Source organism: Ruegeria sp. CDSA033 (assembly GCF_059612305.1).
The window spans coordinates 100,385-125,161 of sequence record NZ_JBXWQI010000001.1 but is presented as its reverse complement, the minus strand read 5'-3'; the positions used below and the strand labels follow the sequence as shown (position 1 = coordinate 125,161).

Below are 24,777 nucleotides of genomic sequence, written 5' to 3'. Positions count from 1 at the left end.
GGTTTCCAATGGCAAAATTCCGGATCGTCGGCATCAGTTTCGATCACATGCATATGGGTGATTTGCTTAGGATGGTTCACGATCATCCCGACGCCGAAATCGCTGGGATATTCGATCCGGATCGGGACAAGATGCAAGCAGCTGCAACGGCATTCGGCATTCCCGAAGATCGGATCTTTACCGATTTCGACGTGTGCATGGCTGCGGGGCCCTACGACATGGCACTACTTTGCGTGGCAACGGCTCAGCATGCGGAATATACCGAACGTCTGGCCTATTACGACCTGCATGTTTTTGTCGAAAAGCCCTTTGCCGCATCTTCAGAAGATGCGCGCCGCATGATGGCTGCGATGGATAGGACCGACAAGCAGTTGATCATCAACTGGCCATTACGATGGGTCGAAAGCCATGTGACGGCCAAACGATTGATTGATGACGGGATGATCGGCGACCTGCGCGAAGTGCATTTCTATGACGGGAATCGCGGGCCCCTGTACCATCTGGCCGACAAGGTCGAAGTCACCCCGAACGAAGTTGAGCGTCAGAAACCGAACTCATGGTGGTATAAGCGGGCATCGGGCGGTGGGTCACTGTTAGATTACCTTGGCTACGGCGCGACGCTTGGAACCTGGTATATGGAGGGCCAGGAGCCGATCGAGGTAACATGCACAGTCGATGAAACACCGGGAATCGAAGTCGACCAACATGCCATTGCCGTATGCCGTTATGAAACCGGGCTCTCAAAAATGGAAACTCGTTGGGGCACCTTCACCGACCCGTGGACAACGCAGCCTCAACCAACTTGCGGATTTGTCTTTGTGGGCACAGATGGCACCATTTCATCGCCCGATTACGCCGATCACATAACGGTTCAGACACGCGCAAAACCCGAACGGCACGAGATACCAGTGACCCCACTACCGATTGGTGAACGAAATGCGATTGAGTACGTCCTTGACTGCATATCCAAAGGAATCCCGGTCAAAGGGCCACTGGATCCAGCACTTTGCCTGACAGCGCAACGGATCGTCGATACGGCGCTCCGCTCGGCATATGAAAAACGAACACTTCGGTTACTCGCATGACCGCAGACAGTGCCAATACGGACCAATACGCACTAAAATCTGCGCATCTGCACGAAATCGATGCGCCGGATCTGCAGTATCTTCCACCAATGCCTCGACGCTATAGACCCCGGATAGGGGTTATTGGTACGGGTGGGATTTCTGCAAGCCATCTTGATGCCTACCGAACAGCAGGCTGGGACGTCGCCGCAATCTGGAACCGTACACGCGCGAAGGCTGAAGAAAAAGCTTCTGTATACTGCCCGTCTGCCCGCATCGAAGATGACTGGGAGACGCTTCTTGCCGATAGCGAGATCGACGTTGTCGATGTCACGCTGCACCCCGAACATCGTGTGCCAATTATCAAAGCTGCCTTGCAAGCGGGCAAACACGTGCTCAGCCAGAAGCCTTTTGTTACCGACCTCGATCTGGGTAATGACCTTGTGAAGCTGGCAGATGATCAAGGCGTTAAACTAGCGGTAAACCAGAACGGTCGTTGGGCCCCGCACCTGTCCTGGATGCGTGAGGCGGTTTCAGCCGGATTGATCGGTGATGTTCTGTCGGCCCATATCTCAATTCACTGGGATCACAGCTGGACTGCAGGTACCCCGTTTGACGAGGTCGAACATCTGATACTTTACGATTTCGGCGTGCATTGGTTCGACTTTCTTGCATCTCTTGTCGGAGATAGGGCGGAAAGCGTTTTTGCAACCGCTACATCTGCACGCGGCCAGGCCAACAAAGTGCCTCTGATGTCGCAGGCGCTGGTTCGTTTGGACCAAGGCCAAGCAAGCCTGATTTTTGACGGTGGAGCTCCACATGGCCCTCGCGACACAACATACGTTGCAGGTACGACCGGCAGCCTGACTTCAGTTGGGCCCGATCTGTCGACGCAATCTGTGACACTTGAGACTGCGCATGGCATTGCGCGGCCTGCACTCGAAGGACAATGGTTCAACGACGGGTTTCGTGGCGCCATGGGGGAGCTTCTTTGTTCAATTGAAGACGACAGAGAGCCCTCAACATCTGCAAGAACCAACCTAAAATCTTTGGCCATTGCTTTCGCCGCGGTTGCTTCGTCTAAACGCAAAAGGGAGATCGAGATAGGAAGCATTAGGGCTGCCGACATCTAAATCGGCCTTCATTAACATAGGCGATACTGTCTAGCATTACGATTCCTAACCAAAAGATGACGGTCGCGGCGATTCAGGTTGCCGAAAGGAACAGTTCATCACATCGGTCATAGTGGGTTGCGATACGACACCAGTCCTTCAGCCGGGCAAACAAGTTCTCGACCCGATGCCGGCTTACCGCCTGATCTCGGACGCAAACACCGGGCCCAAACGGTTCTACCAATAACTGACTGTATCATGGCCCATTTCGATGCCTCGCTCATGCAACAGATCTTCCACGTTTCGAAGCGATGGTGGGAACCGAACGTACAGCACCACTGCCAAGCGGCTGATCTCGGACTGGTTTTGATGTACTAGAAGGAGGCAGGTTTGGTCATTCCCAAACGCTACGGAACCGCCCTGCCCCGCTCAAGCAAATTTAATCTGACAAGACCGGCGTCAGAGGTGAAATCGAATTCATGAAACAACTTTTCTTGGTGCCCACCTAAGGTTCAAATCGCATCCCACAATTTCGAAACACGCCTGTTAACGCAACAGTCCCGTTTGGGACGCATCCCGTCCCAACAACCGCCGAATTTAGACCAGAATTTGGTCGGTGGCTGAGTTCTTGTGATACATCGGACCACCCTGGTGTCGCGGGAACCCATAGCCGTTGACGAAAACCACGTCGATGTCACCGGGCTTAGCCGCGATGCCTTCTTTCAAGATTTCGTCACCCTCTTGCTGTAGCGCCTTGATACATCGATGCGCGATTTCGTCAGCGTTTAGGTCGCGCGAAGTTATTCCTGCATCCTCGGCCACCTCTCGGATCAAATCCAGAACAACCCCGTCAATTGAAGGATCCCCCTCGTTGTATTCGTAAAAGCCAGCCTTGGCTTTGCGACCTTTGCGCCCCATTTCGACAAGCCGGTCATGGACCTGAAATGCGCGAGGATGTACTGCTCCGACAGGCAGCGATTTGCGCATCAAATAGCCAATATCGATGCCCGACAAATCCAGCACTTGAAACGGCCCCATCGCCATTCCGTACTGGCGCAGCGCGGCGTCAACCGGTTCAGGTGATCCACATTCCAGCATCAACAACCCAGCCTCGCGCTGATAGGCTTGGTACATCCGGTTACCAATGAACCCGTGGCAGACTCCGGCAATCACACCCGTTTTTCCCAGCTTTTTCATTGTAGCTGCCAGAGTCGCCGTTACCGCCGGGTGAGTCTGATCGGTGCGAATGATCTCGACCAGCTTCATGATATGGGCAGGGCTGAAGAAATGAAGGCCAGCAACGCGCTCGGGGCGATTGGTCGCTTGTGCGATCTCGTCGATATCAAGATACGAAGTATTCGTCGCCAAAATAGCACCTGGGCGACAGATCTTATCCAGCCGTTTAAAGATTTTCTTTTTTATGACAATGTCTTCAACTGCCGCTTCAATCACAAGATCGGTCAAAGCCATATCGTCATAATCGGTTGTGGGTGAAATCAGCGTCAAAATGGTTTCGGCGCGGGCTGCGCTCATTTTGCCGCGCGTGACCCCTTGTTCCAGATTGCTCCGGATTCGATCGACCCCGGCCTGTGCCGCCTCGTCCGAGATTTCGATCAGAGTGACGGCAATGCCTTGGGTGGCAAAGACCTGCGCAATCCCTGCGCCCATGGTTCCCGCCCCGATTACCGCAACGCTGCCAATCTCGCCTGCTTGCGACAGATCCAGCCCCTCCACTTTGTAGGTTTCGCGTTCGGCGAAAAAGATATGTCGCAATGCACCTGATTGCGTGCTTTGGCGCAGGGTTAGAAACAAGTTGCGCTCTTTGTCGAGACCAGCCTGAAAATCCGGCCCGGTGGCAGCCTCAAGTGCGTCGATAACCGCCAAGGGCGCATTGAAGCCACGCTTGCGTTTGGCACACATGGCCCGCCATTGATCGAACAGGGCAGGATCAAAGCTGTCAGCCGAAATCGGCAAGTTGAGCTTGAGAGGGGCTGTATCGACCCCGATAAGCGCAGTTGCATAGGTGATCGCTGCCGGTTCAAGATCGTCTGCCATCTTGTCAATCAGGCCAATTTCAACGGCTACTTTGGCAGAGACAGGCCGACCTTCCACCGCCAGATTAAGCGCTTGTTCCACGCCTACCAATCGCGGTAACCGCTGCGTGCCACCCGCACCGGGCACGATTCCAAGCGTTACTTCGGGCAACCCAAAGCGCGCATTCGCGGTCGCGATCCGGTGGGAACAGGCCAACGCAAGTTCCAGTCCACCACCAAGCGCCTGACCGTGAATTGCAGCAACAACAGGCTTAGGGCAGCTTTCGATGAAGGACACCAGATCGTTAAGATGGGGCGGCATCGGCGGTTTGCCGAACTCCCTTACGTCTGCCCCTGCCATGAAGGTTCGGCCGGAACATATTAGCACCGCAACAGCAATCTGCGGGTCGTTTGCGATCTCGCCAAATGCCTCCCACAAACCCTGCCGCACTGTCTGGGAAATGGCGTTCACCGGGGGGGCGTCGACCCGGACGATGCCAACCTGATCTTTGCGCGTCAAAGTAACCGCATTCATGACTTTCCCCTTCGATCAGCCTTTGGTTTGCCTTGTATGTTTAGCTGAAGCGCCGATATCGTGGAAAATATTATGGTGTGATCACCGCCATAATAAAATGCTATAATATTGCAGAGCCATAATCATTGTCTCGGCACCATCATGCAATAGGTTTTTATTATCTCAGACAGCTATAAATAGTATTTTCTTGTCTACAGCTAGCCCTCTACCTTTCCTTTCAATCTTGCTGTGCCTCCACATTTCGAGGCCTGGATCGGATAATTCGAGGAATTGAACATGAACCTGGGAAATCTTGTAACACGCGCCGCCCTGTTCTGGGCCGACCGGATTGCCGTAAAGGACGAACGCGTATCACTGTCCTATGCGACACTGGAGGAGCGTACCAACCGGCTTGCGAACGCGTTGTCGGATGCGGGATTGACCAAGGGTGACCGTGTTGCGGTTCTGGCTTGGAACCGGTCCGAAATCGTCGAGGCCGAGGTGGCTCTGCTCAAAGGTGGCTTTACCCGCGTGCCTATCAATGCACGCCTGTCAGCAGACGAAGTTGTTCACGTCTGCAAGGACAGTGAAGTCAAAATTCTGCTGACAGACGAGGCGCATTTGGCAGCGGCGCGGCAGGCATTCAATGAAAACGAAAACTTGCAGCTGTTGGTGATGGGCGACGGCGGTAGTTATGAGGATGCTCTAGCTCAGGCTAAGACCGAGACCGTTTGCGCGGATGTCTCGCCAGATGACATCATGGTGCACCATTATACCTCCGGATCTTCAGGTGTGCTAAAGGCTGCGATGCATTCCCTGCGCAATCGCCGAGCAATCCTGCGCAAGATCACTTTCCGTTCTCGGCTGTATCCTGATCAACATGAAACGTATTTGCACGTGGGACCCATTACCCATGTATCCGGAATGGCGATCATGCCCTTGCTGTCACAGGGCCACACCAACGTCATCCTGTCGCGGTTCGACGTAGACACGTATCTTTCGACGCTTCAGGCCGAAAAGGTTACGCAGACCTATCTGGTCCCGACTATGATCAACCGCATTCTGGCCGCACCAAACCGAGGCGACTATGACCTCTCCTCACTTAAGTTGCTTCGGTACGGTGCGGCCCCCATTTCCCCGGCGCGTTTGCAAGAAGCGGTCGAGTTCTTTGGCCCGATCCTAAACCAAGGTTACGGCGCGGGTGAGGTGTGCTCTTCGGTTACGCTGCTGACCGAAGCTGACCACGAGTTGGCCCTGAACGGGCGGCCCGAACTGTTTAGCTCCTGCGGTCGTGCCCTCTTTGAGACTGAGGTCGCGGTGATCGATGACGAAGGCAACGAATTGCCCGTGGGCGAAGCCGGTGAGTTGGTGGTTAAGGGCGAGGATGTCATGCAAGGCTACTACAACGCGCCCGAGCTGACTGCACCGGTTCTGAAGGACGGGCGCTATCACACTGGCGACATCGCCTATATCGACGACACCGGCTACATCTTTATCATCGACCGCAAGAAGGACATGATCGTCACCGGCGGGTTCAATGTATACCCCAACGAAGTTGAAAATGCCCTGTTCGAACACCCCGAGGTTTACGAAGTTTGCGTTGTTGGCGTTCCTGACGCTGACCTCGGCGAGGCAGTCAAGGCCGTTGTTGTGGCACGCGATGGTGTCGAGATCGATGCCGATGCCCTGATAACGCATTGCGTGGACAAGCTGGGCAAGTTCAAGAAACCGCATTCGGTCGATGTTGTTGTCGAGCTCCCTAAAAATGACGCCGGAAAGATCCTGCGCCGTCAAGTGCGTGATGGATACTGGACCGGTTCGGATCGGAAGGTGTAATCATGAATCAGGGATTGAACCGCGCAACAGCTGGCCTGGAAGCGGGCAAATTTGCCGAGCTTCGCACAAAGGTCAACGACTTGCTCTACAATGAAATGCTCCCGTTCGAAAAAGAGAACGGGCTGACCCATGAAACTCGGTTCGAACGTGCTCAGCTCGAAGAATGGTGGAAACGCTCGCGCGAATTGGGCATCTATGGTTGCAACCTGCCCGAAGAGTTTGGCGGCTTAGGCCTGTCCATCGATCAGCTGTGTACTCTGAAAGAGGACGCCACCCGGTCGAATGCGGCGCTTTATGGCTGCGTATTGGGTGAAAACGGTGGCCCGATGAGGATCGGGTATATCATCACACAAGCGACAGAAAGGCAGAACGAAGAGTTCTTTTACCCGGCAGCCCGCGGCGAACGAGCAGGGTGTTTTGCGCTGAGCGAACCGAATGCCGGATCCGATGCTGCGCGTATTCAGACCTGCGCGGTCAAGGACGGAGATGACTACATCATCAACGGCCACAAACGATTCATCACCGCCTCGCGCACGGCGGATTTTGCCATCGTCATGTGCGTGACGGATCCAGAGGCTGGAACCAACGGCGTGACGGCATTCCTGGTAGATGCAAAGTCGCCCGGATACCGGATCGAAGGACATTACCTACCCATGTCGGGTCAACACATCGACAACGACATCATCTTAGAGAACGTCCGCGTGCCTGCACGCAATATTCTGGGGCATCTGGGCGGTGGTTTCAAATTGGGGATGGAGAGGATCAACATCAACCGCCTGCTGCAATGCCCGACCATGCTGGGCCACGCCCAATTCGCGTTGGAACAGGCAGTGGATTATGCCAATCGTCGGGTGCAGTTCAAACAGCCTATCGCCAATTTTCAGGCGATCCAGCACATGATGGCCGACATGAAGACCGCCAACTTTGCTGCTCATTCGATGATCCACGCAGCCGCCGCCAAGGCCGACCGGGGGGAAAACATCCGGACCGAGGCGTCGATGTGCAAAGTTTTCGTGGCCGAAAATGCCTTTCAGGTTGCTGACAAAGCGATCCAGATCCATGGGGCAACCGGCATGACAAAGAACCATCCAGTCGAATGGGTGTTCCGCCGCCTGCGTATGTTCCGTGTGCTCACCGGCAGTTCGGAGATTCAACGCAACACGATCGGAAAAGGCATCCAGAAAGAATGGAAAACCGCCAACCCGGAGGCCGCACAATGACGAATGAGTGGTCGTTTCTAAATGGCATGCGCATCATAGACTTATCGCGTTTGCTGCCCGGACCTTTTGCAACTCAGACGCTTGCCGATCTGGGCGCCGAGGTCATCAAGATCGAGGAACCCAAACACGGCGACCCCGGACGCTTCCTAGGCAAAGACATGTTTGCCCGCTTGAACCGCAACAAGAAGTCGCTCACGCTGGATCTGAAATCAGACGAGGGCAAGGCGATACTGACCAAGCTCTTGGAAAGCGCAGATGCCGTCATCGAAAGCTTTCGCCCCGGCGTATTGGACCGACTGGGCTTCGGGTATGACGCGGTAAAAGTGCAGAACCCGGCCATCGTCTATTGTTCACTCTCGGGCTTTGGTCAGACCGGTCCCTATCGTCAACGCGCAGGTCACGACATCGATTTCCTGGCACTGTCGGGCTATTTTGCAGTGCCGTCTCAAGTCAATGACAAGCTCGCGCGCCCCAAGGTGCGCCTGTCAGATTATGCTGGCGCTATGTACGGCGCACTGTCACTCGCTGTTGCCATGGGCTCGGCCAAGATGAGCGGCAAGGGGCAGTATCTGGATGTCTCGATCACAGATGCGATGGTCAACTGGTCCTCGCCGCTGGTGCGCATTGCGCATGATCTGTGCGACGGCGACCCGGATCGGATGTCCTTTGTGATGCCCGACAATGACATCTTTGAAACCAAGGATGGCAAGCACATCGCCATTGGCCTGTTTGAGAACAAGTTCTGGCTGGTGCTGGCGGACATGATGGGCGACGAATTCTCCGATCTGCGGCGCGAGGATTACAAGACCAACAAACTGCGCAACCTGCAAAAGCAGGCGGTGCATGGGTTGATGTCGGACATGTTTGCCTCGAAAACGCTGGCCGAGTGGGAGGCGCTCTTTGGTTCCACTGATCTGCCATGGGCCGTGGTCTATGAGGATATGCGTCTGTTCGAGGACCCCCACCTGATCGAACGCGGCATGTTTGGCGAGTTGGGCGAAGGCGAAGACAAGACATTTCAGGCTGGATACCCAACCAAGTTCTCGGCTGGTCTGAACGAATTCCGTTCAGCTCCGCCCCAGAAGGGGCAGGATACCGATGAGATCTTGCGTGGGCTAGGCCATGACCAAGCCACCATACAGGCAATGCGCGACGCGGGGGTGATCTGATGACCGAAGCTTTCATTTGCGACGCCATCCGCACACCGATCGGGCGCTATGGTGGCGGGTTGTCCTCTGTTCGGGCCGACGATTTGGGTGCAGTGCCATTGAAGGCGCTGATGGAGCGCAACCCGACCGTCGATTGGGCCGCTGTGGACGATGTGCTATATGGCTGCGCCAACCAGGCAGGCGAGGACAACCGCAATGTGGCGCGTATGTCGTCACTGTTGGCAGGGCTGCCGGAAAACGTTTCGGGCACCACGTTGAACCGCTTGTGTGGTTCGGGGCTGGACGCTGTGGCCTATGGCGCGCGCGCGATCAAATCGGGCGATGCCGATTTGATCATTGCAGGCGGTGTTGAAAGCATGAGCCGCGCGCCGTTCGTGATGCCCAAGGCCACCGGTGCCTTTAGTCGTTCCAGCGAGGTGCATGATACGACCATCGGCTGGCGGTTCGTCAACAAGTTGATGAAGGCCCAGTATGGCGTCGATTCGATGCCTGAGACTGCCGAAAACGTGGCCGAAGATTTCGGGATCAGTCGCGCTGATCAGGACGCATTCGCCTTGCGCTCGCAACAGCGGACAGCGGCTGCGCAAGCAGCAGGGATCTTTGCTGAAGAGATCACACCTGTCACTATCCCACAGCGCAAAGGGGATCCCAAGGTCATCGACACAGACGAACACCCGCGTGCCGAAACCACCGCAGAAGGGTTGGCAAAGTTGCGTCCCCCGTTCCGCGAAGGCGGATCGGTGACGGCCGGCAACGCATCCGGTGTAAACGACGGGGCGGCCGCCTTGATCATCGCCAGCGAGGCCGCCGCCAAACGGCACGGTCTGACACCACGGGCACGGATTGTGGCAGGTGCTGCGGCAGGTGTCGCGCCACGCATCATGGGCTATGGTCCTGCACCTTCTACGCAAAAGCTGCTGAGCCGAGTTGGCATGAGCATCGACCAGATCGACGTGATCGAGCTGAACGAGGCCTTTGCCGCTCAGGCGCTGGCTGTCACCCGCGCCTTTGGGCTGCCCGATGACGCGACATATGTGAATCCAAATGGCGGCGCCATCGCCCTTGGTCACCCCTTGGGCATGTCGGGAGCGCGTTTGGCTCTAACGGCCACAAATCAGCTCTGTCGGAGCGGGTCTTCTCTGGCGTTGTGCACGATGTGCATTGGCGTCGGTCAAGGGATTTCCCTGCTATTGGAGCGTGTTTAACCGGGTATCTGAAAAGGTGATGACTGAGATACGCTTATAGTATTTCAGTGATCGTCAAGCCCTGACTAAGCTCAATGCAATGCAGAATCTAATGACCTCATAAGGTCGGAAGAAATGTTTGGGAGGAAACAAACGTGTTCACACTTGCAAAAATCAAAACAGCCCTCACCGGCACCGTTCTGGCGGTTGCCGCATCAATGGCACAAGCCGCAGACTTCCCCGAGCGCCCCATCGACCTGATCGTCGGGTTTAAGGCTGGCGGTGGCACAGACACATATGCGCGTGCTCTGGCAGCGGCAGCTGATGCGCATCTGGGCGGTCAGCCGGTTGTTGTCGTCAACAAGCCCGGCGGTGGTGGCCTGGTTGGTGGCCGTTTCGTGGCAGACCAGCCGCCCACCGGCTACACCCTGTATCTGGCTTCGGCCGGTTCCATGGTTTTGAAAAACCTGATCAAACCGCAAGTTGTTGCCGACAAAGACTTCAAGATGGTTGGCACCATCGGTGAACTGACCGCAGGTATCTTTGTTCCCGCCTCATCCCCGATCCAATCGCTGGACGAATTGATTGCTGCGGCCAAATCCTCGGACACCAAACTGCGTTGGGGTCACACCGGTCGCGGCAACGTTTGGCACATGGCGGGTCTGGGTGTTCTGAACCCCAACGACGTCAAGGCCAAGGACGTGCCTTTCAAAGGTGGCTCGGGCGTGCGTGCGGCGCTGACCAGCGCCGACGTTGATTTCGGTGTCATGGGTGCACACCTGGGCCGTGGTTTCGAAGACGACGTGCGCCTGCTGGCTGTACTGTCGAACGATCGTCACCCCGCCGCCCCGGATGCACCTTCAGCCAAAGAGCTGGGCGTGAACTTCATTCCGGTTTCGACCCCGATGATTGTCATGGCACCTGCACGAACTTCTGATGAAGTCGTCGCTCAACTGTCCGACGCCATGGTCGCGATCACGCAGGAAGCGTCTTATGTCGATACCCTGTCCAAAGCTGGCCTGCCCACATCGAGTGTGAGCGGTCCTGACACCGCAGCGGCCATCGAAAACTCGAAGGTCGAGTGGGGCAAACTGCTGGAAACCCTGGAATGACCGAGGGTGTTCAAACTGACGTGGCGCGCAAAACTGCGCGCCACAACATCTTTGCCGGATTGGCCCTGATCGCGCTCGCCGCTTTCTTTTTCTGGAAATCCTTCAACATCTCGCTGGATTTCGTTGATGAAGAAGGCATCGGGCCCCGGTTTTTTCCGCAAGCCATCTGTGTTGTTTTGGGGTTGATCGGTGCGGTCATGATCGTCTTTGGTCTGCGTGAGCAAGTTGCTCCTGCAGACAAGTCGAGCTTTGAGGCGAAACGCTTCTTCGCGGATGCGGTGCCGCTCTTTTTGCTGGGGCTGCTCTTTGTCTGGATGTTCGGTGCCTTCGGCTATGTCGTGGCCTGCTTTGTGCTGCTGCTGATTGCGGCCATGGTTTTCGGCGTGCGGGGTCCGGCGCTGTTCCTTCTACCAGCCTGTACAACCGTCGCGCTCTATCTGTTGTTCTTCAAGCTGATGACCGTGTTCGAACCCTCGGCAACCATCCTGAACCCCCTGACTCTGATCGGGCTGAAGTGAGGCGCATGACATGGAACTTTTGAACGGTTTCTATACCATCTTCACCACGCCCGAGACGATGATGTTCGTCGTATTGGGTGCGGTTCTGGGCGTCATCGTGGGTGCGGTTCCGGGCCTGACGGCCTCGGCCGCGATCGCAATGCTAGTGCCCATCACGTATTACATCGACCCGCTGTCAGCACTGGCGTTCTTATATGTCATCGGTAAGGCCGGACGCTTTGGAGGATCGATATCCGCGATCCTGTTTAATACGCCCGGGACAACTGCAGCGGCTGCAACGGTGATCGACGGGCACGCCCTGACCAGGAAAGGTCAGGCGGGCAAGGCGCTAAAAACCGCAACTGTGGCGTCGGTCATTGGTGACTTTGTGGGTGAGTTTATCCTCATTTTCGGCGCATTGACCATCGCACAGCTGACCCGCGAACTAGGTCCGCCGGATTACTTTGCGATCTATGTCTGCGCCTTCCTGATCATCGGTTCGGTCATTTCGGATTCCGTGCTCAAGGGCATCGCATCGACGCTCTTTGGCGCGACGCTGGCGATGATCGGCCTGGACCCGATTACATCCGAGCCTCGGTTCGATTTTGGAATGGCCGAGCTGTATAACGGCTTCTCGCTGGTGCCGCTGCTTATCGGTCTATTCGTGATCTCCGAGGTGTTCTCGCAAGTGTTCCCGGCCCGCCAAGGTCAGGAATATCATGACGAGATCAAAGCGAAGAACCCCGACGACGACCGACTGAGCTGGGCCGAGATCAAACGCTGCTTGCCGTTCATCTGGCGTGGTTCGGCCATCGGTTCGATGGTGGGGTTGATCCCCGGTGTCGGCTCTGCGGTTGCCTGTTTCGTTGCCTATGGCTCGTCCAAGGCAAAGGCACCTAACAAGGATGAATGGGGCAAAGGCGCGATCGAGGGCGTCGCCGCACCCGAGGCGGCCAACAACGCAGTCTCTGGTCCGTCGATGATCCCGCTTCTGGCGCTTGGTGTTCCGGGCTCGACCATCGCTGCGATGCTGATGGGCGTGTTCCTGATCCACGGCATCCAAGTTGGACCCAAAATCTTTGAGACGTCGGGTGACATCGTTTATGGATTGTTTGCAGCCGGCCTGATCGGGATCGCGCTATATGGTCTCATCGGCTGGTTTGGTGGTCCTTTGATCGGTCGTATTATCGACAAGGTGCCACAGCGCTTGATCTATCCGACCATTCTGGCGGTAGCGCTGATCTCGGCTTATACGGCACGCTCGTCGATGTTCGACGTGATGGTGGCCTGCCTCTTTGGTCTGATTGGTTACTTCATGCGGACGCTGAACTTCAGCCCTGCGGCGACGATCATCGCCTTTGTTCTGGCCCCCGGTGCCGAACAGGCGCTGCGCCAATCGGTGCTGCTGACGGACGATGGCTTTGGCATCTTCCTGCACCGTCCAGTTGCTTTGGTCTTCTTTGCTGTTCCGCTGGTTGCCATCGGCATTCGTATCATTGCGCGGATGCGAACACCAAAACAGGCGCCTGCGCCACAATCCTGACACCAAAGGTCCGGGCGCAAGCCCTGCACCCGGACCCGATAGCAGGACGTTACATCTATGCTGGATCAACCCACGCCTTCCTTGCCCCGCTTCTTGAACGCATTGCGCGCAAATGGGTTTGCCGGTGATATTGAGACTGATCTGGGCGCGCGTCTCGTCGCGGCCACGGACAACAGCATTTATCACGTGGCACCAGACGCGGTCTTGTTTCCCAAAACCACCGAAGACGTCGCAACGCTTGCCTATCTGGCCCAAGACCATGGCATCACCCTGACTGCACGCGGGGGCGGTACCGGTACCAACGGGCAATCGCTGAACGTGGGTGTGATCGTGGATATGTCACGCCATATGCGGGACATACTGGCATTGGACGTGCAGGCCGGAACTGTCAGTGTGCAACCCGGTGTCGTACTGGATCAGCTCAACACCTACCTCAAACCTCATGGACTTTTCTTTGCGCCGACGGTGTCGACTTCGTCGCGAGCGACGGTGGGCGGCATGTTTGCCACCGATGCCAGTGGCAAGGGCAGCCGGATCTACGGTCGCATGTCGGACCACGTCATCGCAGCGGATCTGGTTTTAGCCAACGGACGGCCTGCCTCTGTCACCAGTCACGGCACCTCGGACACAGAGCTTCGCCAGATGGGCCAGGCGTTGCGCGACGAGTTGGACACCAAGGCCGCCGAGATTGCCCGACGTTTTCCAATCCTGAACCGGGGCCTGACCGGCTATAACCTGGATCAAGCGCGGGCGGCGTCGGGTGGTCTGGATTTCATCAAGCTGCTGGCGGGGTCCGAGGGCACACTGGCTATGACCACGCAGCTGACACTGCGTTTAACCCCGATCCCGAAACAACGCTCACTGACAGTGCTGGCTTATGACGACTGCGCCCGCGCGCTCTGCCATGTGCCGCATCTGGTCGAAGCAGACCCAAGCGCCATCGAGTTTCTGGATGACAAGATTCTGGCCCTAACCGTTGCCTCTCCCATGTGGAGCGAACTGGAAGGCGTGCTGGGGCAGATTGGCGGTGCGGGCGGGTTCCTGTTTGTCGAGTTTAGCGGCGAGACCTTGGAAGAGATCGCCGCCGGACAAGAGCGGCTGGCGGCGATCATTGCCGGGAACCTTGTTCCCGTCGCTGCGCAGGTGATCACGACCGAGCCTGCCGATATGTCAGCCCTGTGGGAAATGCGCAAACGTTCGGTGGGTTTGCTGGCCGCAGTTGAGACCAAGCGGATCGGCCTGCCGTTTGTCGAAGACGCGGCGGTGCCGCCCGAAAACCTGTCCGAGTTTGTGGCTGAGTTCGGCGCGTTGCTGGATGGCTTTGATCTATCTTATGGCATGTTCGGTCATGCCGATGTGGGCTGCGTCCATGTGCGCCCGATGCTAAACATGCGCGACGCGCACGACCGGGCAATGATCCGCAGGGTGTCGGACGCAGTCTCAGAGCTTTGTCAGAAACATGGCGGCCTGATTTGGGGTGAGCATGGCAAGGGCGTGCGTGGCGAATACGTTGAACGCTATGTGGGTCCCGAGCTTTATGCGGTGATGCGCAAAGTTAAGGCTTGGTTTGACCCCGACAATCGCCTGAACCCCGGCAAGCTGGTGACAGCCGCCGAAAGCGATCTGACCGTGATGAAGATCGACGCCGTACCCATGCGCGGCTCCCGCGACGCCGAAATCGATGAAGAGACATTTGCCGCATTCGAACGCGCGATTGCGTGCAATGGCAACGGGGCGTGTCACAACTGGGCCCCAGACGATCCGATGTGCCCGTCCTTTAAGGCAACACGTGACAAGACGCAGGCCCCAAAGGGTCGCGCCAGCCTGTTCCGGGAATGGGCACGCCTGCGTTCGACTGGCAAGGATTTCGGTTCGATGGAAGCCTCGCTCAAGGACAGTCTGGACACTTGTTTGTCCTGCAAATCCTGCACGGGTCAATGTCCGGTACGTGTGGACATCCCGGCGATGAAATCAGCCTTTTTGCATCAGCATTTCCAAACCCGCGCGCGCCCTGCGCGCGATCACCTGCTGCGCCACATGGAGGGGCTTTCACTGGCCCTGCGCAAGCTACCGCGTCTGGCCAATCTGCTGTTGGGAAACGGTTTGACACGGGCGGTGCTGAATCGTGGGTTTGGCCTGATCGATATACCGCGCTATGCGCCTTTGACTTCAGAACAAGCAGTTCAAAACGCCGGGGGACGCATGGTTTATCCCGGCGCGACTCCGTCGAATTGGGGGAAAGAACCGGTTCTGTTGGTCCTGGACAGTTTCACCGGTGCCTTCGACACGGACGTGATTGCACAATCGACAGCTCTGCTGGACAAGCTGGGGTTCACTGTCTGGGCCATGCCACCGGTGGCCAACGGCAAGGCACGGCAGGTGCGTGGCATGATGGGCGCCTTTGAAACGCAACGCGATCAAACCATCGCATTCTTGTCGAAGTTTGGGGCCGGTGATCTGCCCCTGATCAGCCTTGAACCCGCCGTAACGGATTTGCTGAACAAGGACTATGATCTGGGCACCCTCAAAACCCTGTCGTTGGATCGGTTTCTGTCCGACAATCTGCACAGAATTTCCCAACTGCCCGTCGACGACACTGGGCACTACACCTTGTTCTCACACTGCACCGAGAAAACAGCCGACCCGGCCGCTTCCCGGCGTTGGCAAGCCGTGTTCAGACATTTCGGTTTGACACTCGACATTGCCAACACCGGGTGTTGCGGCATGGCTGGGCTGTTCGGCCACGAAGCCGAACACCGCGACATGTCTAGCCAACTTTTCGAAATGTCTTGGCGCGAACCCTTAAACGTTGCCGGAACTGGCGCATTAGCGACCGGGTTTTCCTGTCGGTCCCAGGCGGGGCGGTATGGCAACGTCAAACCCGCACATCCCAGCTCCGCACTTTTGGCGCGGATTGAAGCGCACGTACAAAATGGAGGCCGCAATGACCACCCCTAACATGATTGTCCTGATGTCTGATGAACACGCATCCAACATCATGGGATGCGCCGGACACCCATTTATCAAGACACCCAATCTTGACCGGCTGGCCGCGCGGGGCACCTTGTTCGAAAACGCCTATACCAACGCGCCCATCTGCGTGCCTGCACGCGCCAGTTTTGCAACTGGTAAATATGGCCATCAGACCGGCCATTGGGACAATGCCACACCTTACACGGGCGAGCCGAAGTCATGGGGCCATTACCTGCAGCAAAACGGTAACCCGGTGGGTTCGATCGGCAAACTGCACTACCGCAACGCATCTGACCCGGTCGGGTTGGATTTCCAGCAGATCCCGATGCATCTGGTCAACGGTGTCGGCGACGTGCTGGGATGTGTACGAGAGCCAATGCCACGCCGTTGGAAAGCCCGCGATCTGGCCGACAGCGCAGGCGCAGGTGAGACATCCTACACCACCTATGATCGCAACATCACCGATGCCGCATGCGAATGGATTGCCGAGCGTGGCAATGAACAAGCGGGTGACAAGCCATGGACAGTTTTCATCTCGATGGTTGCGCCCCATTTCCCGCTGACCGCACCACAGGAGTTTTATGACCTGTACAAGGACATGGATCTCAAACCTTCGAAACCCGCGCGCGAGGATGACCACCCCTGGCTCAAGGCACTGCGCCATTGCTTTGTGTACGACAATTTTAATGAGGAGCGCACGCAGGCTGCGCTGACCGGTTATTTTGGACTGGTCAGCTTCATGGACTACAATGTCGGCCGAATTCTGGATGCGATCGAAGCTGCTGGGCTGAATGACAACACAAATGTCATCTATGTCAGCGACCACGGCGACAACATGGGCGAGCGTGGCATGTGGGGCAAATCCAACATGTACGAAGAGGCCGCCGCCATTCCAATGATCATGGCCGGACCAGACGTGCCCGGCGGCAAGATCAGCAAGACACCGGTGTCGCTGGCGGATGTTTTTCCCACCGTCCTGGATTGCGCTGGTCTGAAGGCCGATGACCCTGAGCTGCCCGGCCGCTCGCTGTTCCAGATTGCGGCCGAAGAAGATTGCGTTAACCGCGCCGTATTCTCAGAGTATCATGCTGCCGGCGCCATGTCGGGAGCATTCATGATCCGCAAGGGCCCGTGGAAATACATTTATTACACCGGCTACGAGCCACAACTCTTCAATCTTGACACCGACCCGGGTGAAGTCAACGATCTGGGGACCGCGCCCGAGTACGAAGCGACCCGTGCCCAACTGCATGCTGAACTGCTCAAGGTTTGCGACCCGGATGCGGTTGACCGTCAGGCCAAAGCTGATCAGGCGGCGATCATCGCGAAACATGGCGGTGTTGAGGCGGTACTGGAACGTGGCGGGTTTGGCGCAACCCCTGCCCCGGGCGTTAACGCTGACTTTGTCGCGTCAAACGGAACCTCGACATGACTGGGGCCAACGCAGAAATCCCGAGCTGCGCGGCCCCGGATGGTGCACCGCGCGCGCCGCAATTTATAATGCCACCGCTGGCCTGCGATTGCCATTCCCACGTGTTCGGCCCGCCAGAACGGTACCCGATGGTGCTGGACAGATTGTATACCCCTCCGGAAGCGTCATTGGCCTCATATGAAGATTTGCTTAAAACGTTGGGGTTTCAGCGCGCTGTTATCGTACAGCCCAGTATTTACGGCACCGACAATCGTGCGACGCTTGAGGCCACGGCTACCGACCCTGAACGTTACCGTGCTGTAGTCGTGGTTGACGCTTCGATCACCGAGGATGAGTTACAGCACATGCATGGTCAGGGCGTGCGTGGGGTCCGGGCCAATCTGCTGTTCAGCGGTGAAAAGGCGATGACCGAAGTACGCACTATCGCCGACAAGATCGCGCCGATGGGCTGGCATCTTCAGGTGTTGCTCGACATCAGCGCTTTCCCCGACCTTTACGCCTTTTTCTCGACCCTGCCGCTGCAGACCGTTTTTGACCATATGGGGCACTTTCCTATGGCAGAGGGCATCGATTCAGAAGGGTTTCAGGCTTTGTTGAACCTGATGGGCACAGGCAAAGCCTGGAGCAAACTTTCAGGCGCATACCGGATCACAGGTCGGGCTACGCTGCCTTATGAAGATGTCACACGCGTCGCGCAGGCATTGGTTGCGGCGAACCCAGATCAGGTTGTCTTTGGCACCGACTGGCCGCACCCACATATTACGGTCACTATGCCCAATGACGGGGATTTATTGGATGAGTTGGCGACTTGGGCCCCATCCGCGGAAACTCGGAACGCTATCCTGTCAGATAATCCGGCGCGCCTTTACGATTTTTGATCTTCGGGTTGCACATGCCTAAATGTGCCTCGGATTATGCCGCCATCAAAAAGTTCGTGGCAGATATCCAGCAACTCCTGCCGCACGGCCCGTGAACCGGCGTTCAGCGGCTGATTGCGAGGCCAGGTCAGGTACACTTCGCGGATCAGGTTCGGGTTGACCAGACGTTTTGCGGAGATTTCCCCGCGACGCCAGAGTGCATCAAGTGACGGCCACGGCAGCACACCTGACGTTACACCGCTGCGGATGTAGCTAAGCCGCAACCGAGCGGATTCAGTTGTTACACGCAGGTTCAATGCTCGACCCATCTTTTCTGCAACATCTTCGATAATTTCGCGCACAGCATGAGACTGCTGGCTCAGCACCAAGGGCATAGAAAACAGTGCTTTGACGTCAACAGTTTCATCACCGGAACAAGGCTTTTCGTCCGATTTGCGTCGGGTCACTAAATACAAAGGTTCTGTATAGAGATGCAGATACTCAGCCTTGGACGCTTTTTCACGGGTCGCCAGGATACCGAGATCCACGCGGCTGTTTTCGATCATCTCTTTCACGTTCAGGGCCAGCTCTTCCAGGATTCGAAGCTCAACCTCGGGATATTTCTCGGCCACCCTCTCCAACAACAACGGCGCGACATGAACACCCAACATCGGTGGCACGACAATCGAAACTTCACCACGGGGGGTATCCGCTTCTTTCCGGACGTCATCGGTGGCCTGCTTGATCTGCGCTACGATCTTGCGGGCATGTTGATATAGAACTTTACCAGCGTTTGTCGGTTTGACCCCGCGCGATGAGCGTATCAGCAATTCAGTGGTAAGTTCTTCTTCCAGATTTGCGATATGCTGGCTCAACGCGGGCTGGGCAATATGCAGCACCCTCGCGGCACTGGACACACTGCCCTGATCAACGATTGAAATGAAATAGCGAAGCTGACGAATGTTCATATCAAACTCTAGCAAATTAAGCAGTCTGAACCACTATAGCCGCGGCAGAGAAAGAAGAAAATCTGATATCAGTTCAACGCAGATCCTGCGCAAACGATGACCGCATCTGCGCCGCCCAAATACCATCAATCCGTGTAACCACCCAAAGCGAAAGAAAGGACACCAGCGGCTGTCCTTCTTTGTCGAACCGGTTCACCATCACGTCCAAATGCACTTTGCTTTCGCTAGATTGCAACACGTTCAGATGCCCCCATTCGGTATGGCCCCAATCGTCCCCAGCCCTCGTCTTAAAATCGCTGAAATAGCTGTCTGGGGTCTCCCAAATCCTTACAACCTCGCCAGACAGGCGAAAATGTGGAAAGTGGAGCGTCTTTGATATGCCCTCGGCATCACCCGCATTCAGTGCCTGCACATGTCGTTGCATGACTTCTTTAGCGGCTGCGATTGCGTCATTGTTCATTTGTGCCCCACTTCAGACCCGGCAGTTCCATTCAGCGATCCTTGGTATGGTAAAACTGTATCAACGCGGGATTCTGTTCAAAAATATCTTTTTGATATGAATGTTAGAGGAAATTCGGATCACAAGCTGATGATTTCTCTCGTGTGCAAATCGTATTACTCTGGCAAGTTGGTTCCAAAAATGCAAAAAATTGACACCAAATCAGGGTACAAAAATGTCCGCGAGAATGCCCAAAATTCCATCACTCAGGCTGTTTGTTGAAGTCATGCAGGCAGGGACAATTGCAAGCGTCGCTGAGAAGATGCATTTGACGCCATCTGTGGCCAGCAGGATGCTATCGGCGTTAGAGCGTGATTTGGAACTGAAACTGTTTCGCAGGGAACGACAGCGCCTGATCCCGACGGAGGCAGCTGAGACCTTTCTGCCCGAAGCAATTCGTGCCCTCAGCGTCTTTGATGAGCTACCACGAATTTCCGATGCCATTCGCGATGGCGCGACCAAGGAACAGACAATCCGGATACTCGGGTTTCCGCGGATGGCCGAACAAATTCTACCAAACGCCATTCGACGCTACTACCATGAGACCAAGTCCAACACTCGCGTCAGCATCAGCGTTGAGGCCCGACATAGTATCAAACGTTGGGCTGCATCGCGCATGTTCGACATTGCCCTCACTACGGTTCCTGTTGTTCATGCCGGCGTTCGCGGAGAGCCAATCATCGACTTTCCCCTATGCGTAACTTTACCACGGACACATGGGTTGTCTGACCAACGTGCAATTCCCGTTCAGGCTTTGGCCAACGAACCTCTGTCGCTGATAGAGAGCGGCTCGATCATGCGTCAACGCATTGCTCGAATGTTCGACAACGCGGGGTTGATCCCAAACGTACGGCAAGAAAGCGGGACGGTTGATGTCGCGATCAATATCGGGTTAGCGGTCGGCAGTTTGACCATAACAGATGGCATTTTCCCCAAGACCCTGCTTGGGGAAAACTATGTGCTCCGCCGAATTAAGACACAGCTTTCTATACCTGTTGGTTTCGTGGTCCCCGTCGATCGCGACGTCGATGGTGCCGCTTCCCTCATGAAAGAAGCGATCCGACGTGAGGTTCTGGCGTATAGGCAAGAATTGGACAAGAAACTGGAAGCTGACTAAACGGCAGGCTCAGATCTTCTCCAGATTGACTTTCTTGCCGGGAATGGGCGAAGCCGCAATGGAGCCTGAGTTTCTTACCGCGTCATAGCCGCCCAACGCCTCGATCCGGGCCAACTGATCAGCCTTGCTGAGCGCGTTCAGCTCTTCTGGGTTGACCATCTCGCGCAGCAGTGCGGCAAGCTCCGCCTCTTTTGGGTGGGTGTTCCCGCCAGCCAGCAAATCGATTGCTTCATCAGGGTCAGTCGCCAGATCAAAAAGCTGGTTGGGCAAATCGACGTGATAGATTAATTTCCAGTCACCCTGCCGTATCAGGAAACTGGAGTTTACACTTCCCATCGCATGATATTCGGAAAAACCGGGTCTGTGCGGCTGCTCGCCATTGATCACCTGCAAAAGCGAACAACCCGGCAGGCCCCCGCCCTTCAGGTTTGGCACGTCGAACAGGTCCAAAATAGTCGGGAACAGGTCCACATGACCGACACAATCTGAAACAGTCCTGCCCTCCGGCAATCCCGGACCAGCCAAAATTAGTGGAACGCCGGCGGAATGCTCATACAGATTGGCCTTGCCCAGAATACCATGAGCACCGATTGCCTCTCCGTGATCCGATGTGTAAGCTATCCGCGTGGTGTCACACAGGCCTAGTTCTTCAACCGTATCAATTACTTTACCGATTTCTGCGTCGGTCTGGGTGATCAGGGCACAGTATCCTGCATAGGCATTTCGCAAGAATGTTTCGTCCATGCCCTGAGGCAACTGATTCATCCACGCAAGATACGCCATGGCCGGATGCTCATAACGATCAGGCGCATTCCATGTGGACGGCAAAGGCATGTTTTCCGGAGGATACAGGTCCCAAAACTCCTGTTTCGCCCGGAACGCGGGATGCGGGCTGGGATAAGACACGATAAGGGCCCATGGCTCAGCGTTGTCGGCATTGGCGCGCATCCAGTCGATTGCGCGTTCGGTGATCTGGCGGTCATAAATCTGGTAGTCTGTCTCTCCTGGCCCAGAATTCCCATAGATTGCCTTGTGACCCGCGCGATTTGGAACCCCATCTTCAGTTGCTCGCAACAACGTCAGTGGGGATCCAATGCCATCGACCACGTGCATCGTGTGAATTTCCTCGGCAAATCCGTTGTCATCCTGCTTTGACCGGTAATGCAATTTCCCGATTGCTGTGACCGGCACGTTTGCGTCGCGCAGCCGATGGTGCCAAGTCTTAATTGATCCATCATACATCGTCGCGTTATCCCAGAACCCGGTTTGGTGAGGATACTGGCCCGTGGCGATCGCTGCGCGAGCCGGACAGCACAAGGTCGTGGCGGCGTAAGCGTTTTCAAAACAGACACCACGCCCGGCAAGTTTGTCCAGGTTAGGGGTTCGCACAGTTGAATGCCCCGCTACGCCAAGAAAGTTGCGCGCATGATTGTCCGTCACAAAAAATATGAAGTTGCCGGGCGTTGCCATGAGGTTTCCTCAGATCAAATCCATTTACGTAATGTCATAACGGCAAATCCCACACAGGTTCGTGCAAAATTGGAAACATCTAGTTCGAAATTGACCAACTTTATTCAGCTCGCCATGCTCAAAAATCCGCAACAGAACGATAGATGTGCCAGTAAACCGCCGCCTCTGGCCGTTCCAAAAATATACGACACATCCCATTTGTTCAGAGGGTACACGTGGGCCTAGGCAACGACGCAACATCTCTACATGCTGACCAATGAGCAGGTAGAGCGCCTACCGTCCAAAGGGTCAGTTTAAATTTGATCTGTCATGTTGGTTGGTGTCCGGTTGGAAAAGGCGGTGCCCCGAATTTGGGCACCGCCAGGTCTTATTTGAAGCTGTAGATCGGGCTGGTCCGGGCGACGTGTCCGTCTTCCAGAACAACGCGAGCAAATATGGCGCTGTCACCGCGGACCGGAATTTCAATTTCCTGGCTAATAGCCAATTGCGCCTCGGTCCGCTTTTTGGGCAGCCGTTGTACCATCCGGACCTTTTCCATAACGCCACAGGCCACTTCTGTACTTTCGACGCCAATATCAGCCAGCGCAACTTCCAGATCGCCCTGATTTGTCTTGATCGTCAGCCCGGCATCGTCTGACGCATTCTCACCCCACGGGTCCACGGATTGTGCACCGTCTGTCGTGACACTGGTCCAGTCAACCTGCGTGCCCGAAACCTGCTTGGGCTGATTGTCGGGGTTGTAGAAATTGGTCGCCTTGATGCGTGAAGTCGTTCCACCAGACACAAAGGCAGACGCAGTCCACTTCACAAAACGCTGACGGCCCCGCGTTTCCTGACCCTTACAGGTGATCTGATAACGCGATCCCAGATCCGCTTTGCCATGCGGGCGGGCACGTTTGAGCAAATCCAAACCGTTGAAGATTTCGATCTGGTGCTGTCAGACGAATTCGAACCAGTCTCAGTTTGCCGCGGAAACCGTGAACCTATCCCGAACAAAGTTGACGCCACTCGGCAAGAGCGGCGGTGCGTGTCAGCTTGAAGGTATCTTTGCTGGCGAGCGATCTTTCCTGGTTGAAGTGGTTGTAGACGGAGGAGTGGACGGAAGCGAATTTCTGTAAACTTCGCATGCGCCTGAAACGTTGCATGGCGCGTTCGCGTCGTCGAAACGGAAAATGCGAATTCTCCACGCGATTGTTGCGCCACCTTCCCGTCTGCTGTTTTTCGGTAGCACCAAGCTCTCTGAGAGCGGCCCGATACGATGCGAAGCGATCCGTCACAATCTCTTCCGCACTGCCATGGCGCTTCATCAAGTTCCTGAGGAATTTCAATGCGGCCTGCTTGTTTCGGCGTTTGGTGACAACTGCTTCCAGCACATCGCCCTCATGATCTACGGCCCGCCAGAGGTAATGTCTCTTGCCATTTACCTTCACAAAAACCTCATCCACATGCCACTTCCATTTCGAGAATGCGCGCTGTTGTTGCGCCCGCTTTCTTCGGATCTCAGAGGCAAACATCGGACAGAACCTGTTCCACCAGCAGCGGACGGTTTCGTGACTGATATCGATCCCGCGCTCATGCAGCAGATCTTCGACATTTCGCAATGAAAGCGGAAATCGGATGTACAGCATCACTGCCAAACGGATGATCTCAGGACTTGTTTTGAAGTACTTGAAGGAGGCAGGTCGGGCCATGGGCAAAAGCTACGCAACCACCCCCTCCCGCTCCAGCAAAATTCTTCTGACGAGACCTGGCAAAGCATGTCTTGCCCAACTCAGTAAAGAAGATGCGATCAAGCTAATTCGAAATGAATGGGACCGGAACGGAATCCAGAGGAACTTAGATAAGTTTTTGTCCGAACTGGCCTTGATCCGAGAACAAGGCCTTGCCTATGACATGGACGAGCATTCTGCCGGTGTGTCGGCAATAGGATTTTCCTTCGTCGATTGGGTTGGAAATTTGCACGCAATCTCCATCCCGGTGCCAACGACACGGTTTTCACGACAAAAAGAAACTACTGAACAAGCGCTTCTTGAGACAGCCGCCAATGTCCATCAAACTTTTCAATGACCTGACAAGCGAAGTTTGGGTTCGGTTGAACCGTGTACCCCGACTGACACAATCGTACACTATGATTGGAAAAGACTCGGGAGAGCACTTTCTTGAAGAGAAAATGCTCA

Annotated in this window: 20 protein-coding genes and 2 pseudogenes; 14 read left to right on the top strand and 8 right to left on the bottom strand. The window is 55.8% G+C overall.

Annotation, left to right across the window (positions count from 1 at the left end; translation table 11 throughout):
* The first annotated feature begins 8 nt into the window (after positions 1-8).
* Positions 9-1,085, top strand: a complete 1,077-nt coding sequence (locus tag AC2FLA_RS00665; RefSeq protein WP_496719721.1) for a Gfo/Idh/MocA family protein — start codon at positions 9-11, stop codon at positions 1,083-1,085.
* Positions 1,082-2,197 (top strand): Gfo/Idh/MocA family protein, encoded by a 1,116-nt coding sequence (locus tag AC2FLA_RS00660; RefSeq protein ID WP_496719720.1) that lies wholly within the window; start codon positions 1,082-1,084, stop codon positions 2,195-2,197. The genes AC2FLA_RS00665 and AC2FLA_RS00660 overlap by 4 nt, the downstream gene beginning before the upstream one ends.
* A gap of 73 nt (positions 2,198-2,270) precedes the next feature.
* Here AC2FLA_RS00660 and AC2FLA_RS00655 read toward each other — a convergent pair.
* The 3 genes and pseudogenes from AC2FLA_RS00655 to AC2FLA_RS00645 all read right to left on the bottom strand — a co-directional run.
* Positions 2,271-2,369 (bottom strand): annotated as a pseudogene (locus tag AC2FLA_RS00655) (IS5/IS1182 family transposase); the annotation flags it as partial.
* Positions 2,370-2,416: 47 nt separating this feature from the next.
* A pseudogene (locus tag AC2FLA_RS00650) lies at positions 2,417-2,530 on the bottom strand (IS6 family transposase); the annotation flags it as partial.
* 243 nt (positions 2,531-2,773) lie between these two features.
* A complete protein-coding gene (locus tag AC2FLA_RS00645) occupies positions 2,774-4,744 on the bottom strand; it encodes a 3-hydroxyacyl-CoA dehydrogenase NAD-binding domain-containing protein (protein ID WP_496719718.1) in 1,971 nt (656 codons plus the stop codon).
* 276 nt (positions 4,745-5,020) lie between these two features.
* On the opposite strand from AC2FLA_RS00645, the gene AC2FLA_RS00640 reads away from it, so the two are divergent.
* From AC2FLA_RS00640 to AC2FLA_RS00595, 10 genes are all read left to right on the top strand, one after another.
* Complete coding sequence (locus tag AC2FLA_RS00640; protein WP_496719717.1) at positions 5,021-6,559, top strand: class I adenylate-forming enzyme family protein; 1,539 nt, start codon at positions 5,021-5,023, stop codon at positions 6,557-6,559.
* Between the two features lie 2 nt (positions 6,560-6,561).
* Positions 6,562-7,779 carry an acyl-CoA dehydrogenase family protein gene (locus tag AC2FLA_RS00635; RefSeq protein ID WP_496719715.1) on the top strand — a complete coding sequence of 406 codons (1,218 nt, stop codon included), beginning with the start codon at positions 6,562-6,564 and terminating at the stop codon, positions 7,777-7,779.
* The gene (locus AC2FLA_RS00630) at positions 7,776-8,948 is read left to right on the top strand and encodes a CaiB/BaiF CoA transferase family protein (protein WP_496719713.1); all 1,173 of its coding nucleotides are present in this window, start codon (positions 7,776-7,778) and stop codon (positions 8,946-8,948) included. The genes AC2FLA_RS00635 and AC2FLA_RS00630 overlap by 4 nt, the downstream gene beginning before the upstream one ends.
* Positions 8,948-10,153 (top strand): 3-oxoadipyl-CoA thiolase, encoded by a 1,206-nt coding sequence (pcaF, locus tag AC2FLA_RS00625; RefSeq protein ID WP_496719711.1) that lies wholly within the window; start codon positions 8,948-8,950, stop codon positions 10,151-10,153. The genes AC2FLA_RS00630 and pcaF overlap by 1 nt, the downstream gene beginning before the upstream one ends.
* A gap of 134 nt (positions 10,154-10,287) precedes the next feature.
* Positions 10,288-11,244: a tripartite tricarboxylate transporter substrate binding protein gene (locus AC2FLA_RS00620; protein ID WP_496719710.1), complete on the top strand. Its 957-nt coding sequence runs from the start codon at positions 10,288-10,290 to the stop codon at positions 11,242-11,244.
* The gene (locus tag AC2FLA_RS00615) at positions 11,241-11,762 is read left to right on the top strand and encodes a tripartite tricarboxylate transporter TctB family protein (RefSeq protein WP_496719708.1); all 522 of its coding nucleotides are present in this window, start codon (positions 11,241-11,243) and stop codon (positions 11,760-11,762) included. The genes AC2FLA_RS00620 and AC2FLA_RS00615 overlap by 4 nt, the downstream gene beginning before the upstream one ends.
* Before the next feature lie 10 nt (positions 11,763-11,772).
* Entirely contained in the window at positions 11,773-13,284 is a 1,512-nt protein-coding gene (locus tag AC2FLA_RS00610; RefSeq protein ID WP_496719706.1) for a tripartite tricarboxylate transporter permease, read from the top strand.
* Between the two features lie 57 nt (positions 13,285-13,341).
* Positions 13,342-16,242 carry an FAD-binding and (Fe-S)-binding domain-containing protein gene (locus AC2FLA_RS00605; protein WP_496719704.1) on the top strand — a complete coding sequence of 967 codons (2,901 nt, stop codon included), beginning with the start codon at positions 13,342-13,344 and terminating at the stop codon, positions 16,240-16,242.
* Positions 16,229-17,689, top strand: a complete 1,461-nt coding sequence (locus AC2FLA_RS00600) for a sulfatase family protein (protein ID WP_496719702.1) — start codon at positions 16,229-16,231, stop codon at positions 17,687-17,689. The genes AC2FLA_RS00605 and AC2FLA_RS00600 overlap by 14 nt, the downstream gene beginning before the upstream one ends.
* A complete protein-coding gene (locus tag AC2FLA_RS00595) occupies positions 17,686-18,567 on the top strand; it encodes an amidohydrolase family protein (RefSeq protein WP_496719700.1) in 882 nt (293 codons plus the stop codon). The genes AC2FLA_RS00600 and AC2FLA_RS00595 overlap by 4 nt, the downstream gene beginning before the upstream one ends.
* On the opposite strand, the gene AC2FLA_RS00590 is transcribed toward AC2FLA_RS00595, so the two are convergent.
* Together AC2FLA_RS00590 and AC2FLA_RS00585 are read right to left on the bottom strand one after the other, a co-directional pair.
* Entirely contained in the window at positions 18,555-19,514 is a 960-nt protein-coding gene (locus AC2FLA_RS00590) for a LysR substrate-binding domain-containing protein (protein WP_496719698.1), read from the bottom strand. The two genes, AC2FLA_RS00595 and AC2FLA_RS00590, sit on opposite strands and share 13 nt — an antisense overlap.
* Positions 19,515-19,587: 73 nt before the next feature.
* Positions 19,588-19,974 (bottom strand): hypothetical protein, encoded by a 387-nt coding sequence (locus AC2FLA_RS00585; protein ID WP_496719697.1) that lies wholly within the window; start codon positions 19,972-19,974, stop codon positions 19,588-19,590.
* A gap of 226 nt (positions 19,975-20,200) precedes the next feature.
* Between AC2FLA_RS00585 and AC2FLA_RS00580 the strand changes: the two genes are divergently transcribed.
* Entirely contained in the window at positions 20,201-21,130 is a 930-nt protein-coding gene (locus tag AC2FLA_RS00580; RefSeq protein WP_496719695.1) for a LysR family transcriptional regulator, read from the top strand.
* 9 nt (positions 21,131-21,139) lie between these two features.
* On the opposite strand, the gene AC2FLA_RS00575 is transcribed toward AC2FLA_RS00580, so the two are convergent.
* From AC2FLA_RS00575 to AC2FLA_RS00565, 3 genes are all read right to left on the bottom strand, one after another.
* Positions 21,140-22,600 carry a sulfatase family protein gene (locus AC2FLA_RS00575; RefSeq protein ID WP_496719693.1) on the bottom strand — a complete coding sequence of 487 codons (1,461 nt, stop codon included), beginning with the start codon at positions 22,598-22,600 and terminating at the stop codon, positions 21,140-21,142.
* Between the two features lie 367 nt (positions 22,601-22,967).
* A complete protein-coding gene (locus AC2FLA_RS00570) occupies positions 22,968-23,510 on the bottom strand; it encodes a hypothetical protein (protein WP_496719691.1) in 543 nt (180 codons plus the stop codon).
* Between the two features lie 73 nt (positions 23,511-23,583).
* Positions 23,584-24,291 carry an IS6 family transposase gene (locus AC2FLA_RS00565; RefSeq protein ID WP_496719690.1) on the bottom strand — a complete coding sequence of 236 codons (708 nt, stop codon included), beginning with the start codon at positions 24,289-24,291 and terminating at the stop codon, positions 23,584-23,586.
* Here AC2FLA_RS00565 and AC2FLA_RS00560 point away from each other — a divergent pair.
* Positions 24,290-24,667 carry an IclR family transcriptional regulator domain-containing protein gene (locus tag AC2FLA_RS00560; RefSeq protein ID WP_496719688.1) on the top strand — a complete coding sequence of 126 codons (378 nt, stop codon included), beginning with the start codon at positions 24,290-24,292 and terminating at the stop codon, positions 24,665-24,667. The two genes, AC2FLA_RS00565 and AC2FLA_RS00560, sit on opposite strands and share 2 nt — an antisense overlap.
* Positions 24,668-24,777 lie beyond the last annotated feature (110 nt).

Bases quoted from the DNA above. Each gene is read 5' to 3' on its own strand.
- AC2FLA_RS00585 (WP_496719697.1), bottom strand. From the start codon at position 19,974: ATGAACAATGACGCAATCGCAGCCGCTAAAGAAGTCATGCAACGACAT.
- AC2FLA_RS00560 (WP_496719688.1), top strand. From the start codon at position 24,290: ATGGGCAAAAGCTACGCAACCACCCCCTCCCGCTCCAGCAAAATTCTT.
- AC2FLA_RS00615 (WP_496719708.1), top strand. From the start codon at position 11,241: ATGACCGAGGGTGTTCAAACTGACGTGGCGCGCAAAACTGCGCGCCAC.
- AC2FLA_RS00565 (WP_496719690.1), bottom strand. From the start codon at position 24,291: ATGGCCCGACCTGCCTCCTTCAAGTACTTCAAAACAAGTCCTGAGATC.
- AC2FLA_RS00660 (WP_496719720.1), top strand. From the start codon at position 1,082: ATGACCGCAGACAGTGCCAATACGGACCAATACGCACTAAAATCTGCG.
- AC2FLA_RS00590 (WP_496719698.1), bottom strand. From the start codon at position 19,514: ATGAACATTCGTCAGCTTCGCTATTTCATTTCAATCGTTGATCAGGGC.
- pcaF (WP_496719711.1), top strand. From the start codon at position 8,948: ATGACCGAAGCTTTCATTTGCGACGCCATCCGCACACCGATCGGGCGC.
- AC2FLA_RS00610 (WP_496719706.1), top strand. From the start codon at position 11,773: ATGGAACTTTTGAACGGTTTCTATACCATCTTCACCACGCCCGAGACG.
- AC2FLA_RS00640 (WP_496719717.1), top strand. From the start codon at position 5,021: ATGAACCTGGGAAATCTTGTAACACGCGCCGCCCTGTTCTGGGCCGAC.
- AC2FLA_RS00635 (WP_496719715.1), top strand. From the start codon at position 6,562: ATGAATCAGGGATTGAACCGCGCAACAGCTGGCCTGGAAGCGGGCAAA.
- AC2FLA_RS00630 (WP_496719713.1), top strand. From the start codon at position 7,776: ATGACGAATGAGTGGTCGTTTCTAAATGGCATGCGCATCATAGACTTA.
- AC2FLA_RS00595 (WP_496719700.1), top strand. From the start codon at position 17,686: ATGACTGGGGCCAACGCAGAAATCCCGAGCTGCGCGGCCCCGGATGGT.
- AC2FLA_RS00645 (WP_496719718.1), bottom strand. From the start codon at position 4,744: ATGAATGCGGTTACTTTGACGCGCAAAGATCAGGTTGGCATCGTCCGG.
- AC2FLA_RS00665 (WP_496719721.1), top strand. From the start codon at position 9: ATGGCAAAATTCCGGATCGTCGGCATCAGTTTCGATCACATGCATATG.
- AC2FLA_RS00575 (WP_496719693.1), bottom strand. From the start codon at position 22,600: ATGGCAACGCCCGGCAACTTCATATTTTTTGTGACGGACAATCATGCG.
- AC2FLA_RS00605 (WP_496719704.1), top strand. From the start codon at position 13,342: ATGCTGGATCAACCCACGCCTTCCTTGCCCCGCTTCTTGAACGCATTG.
- AC2FLA_RS00580 (WP_496719695.1), top strand. From the start codon at position 20,201: ATGCCCAAAATTCCATCACTCAGGCTGTTTGTTGAAGTCATGCAGGCA.
- AC2FLA_RS00600 (WP_496719702.1), top strand. From the start codon at position 16,229: ATGACCACCCCTAACATGATTGTCCTGATGTCTGATGAACACGCATCC.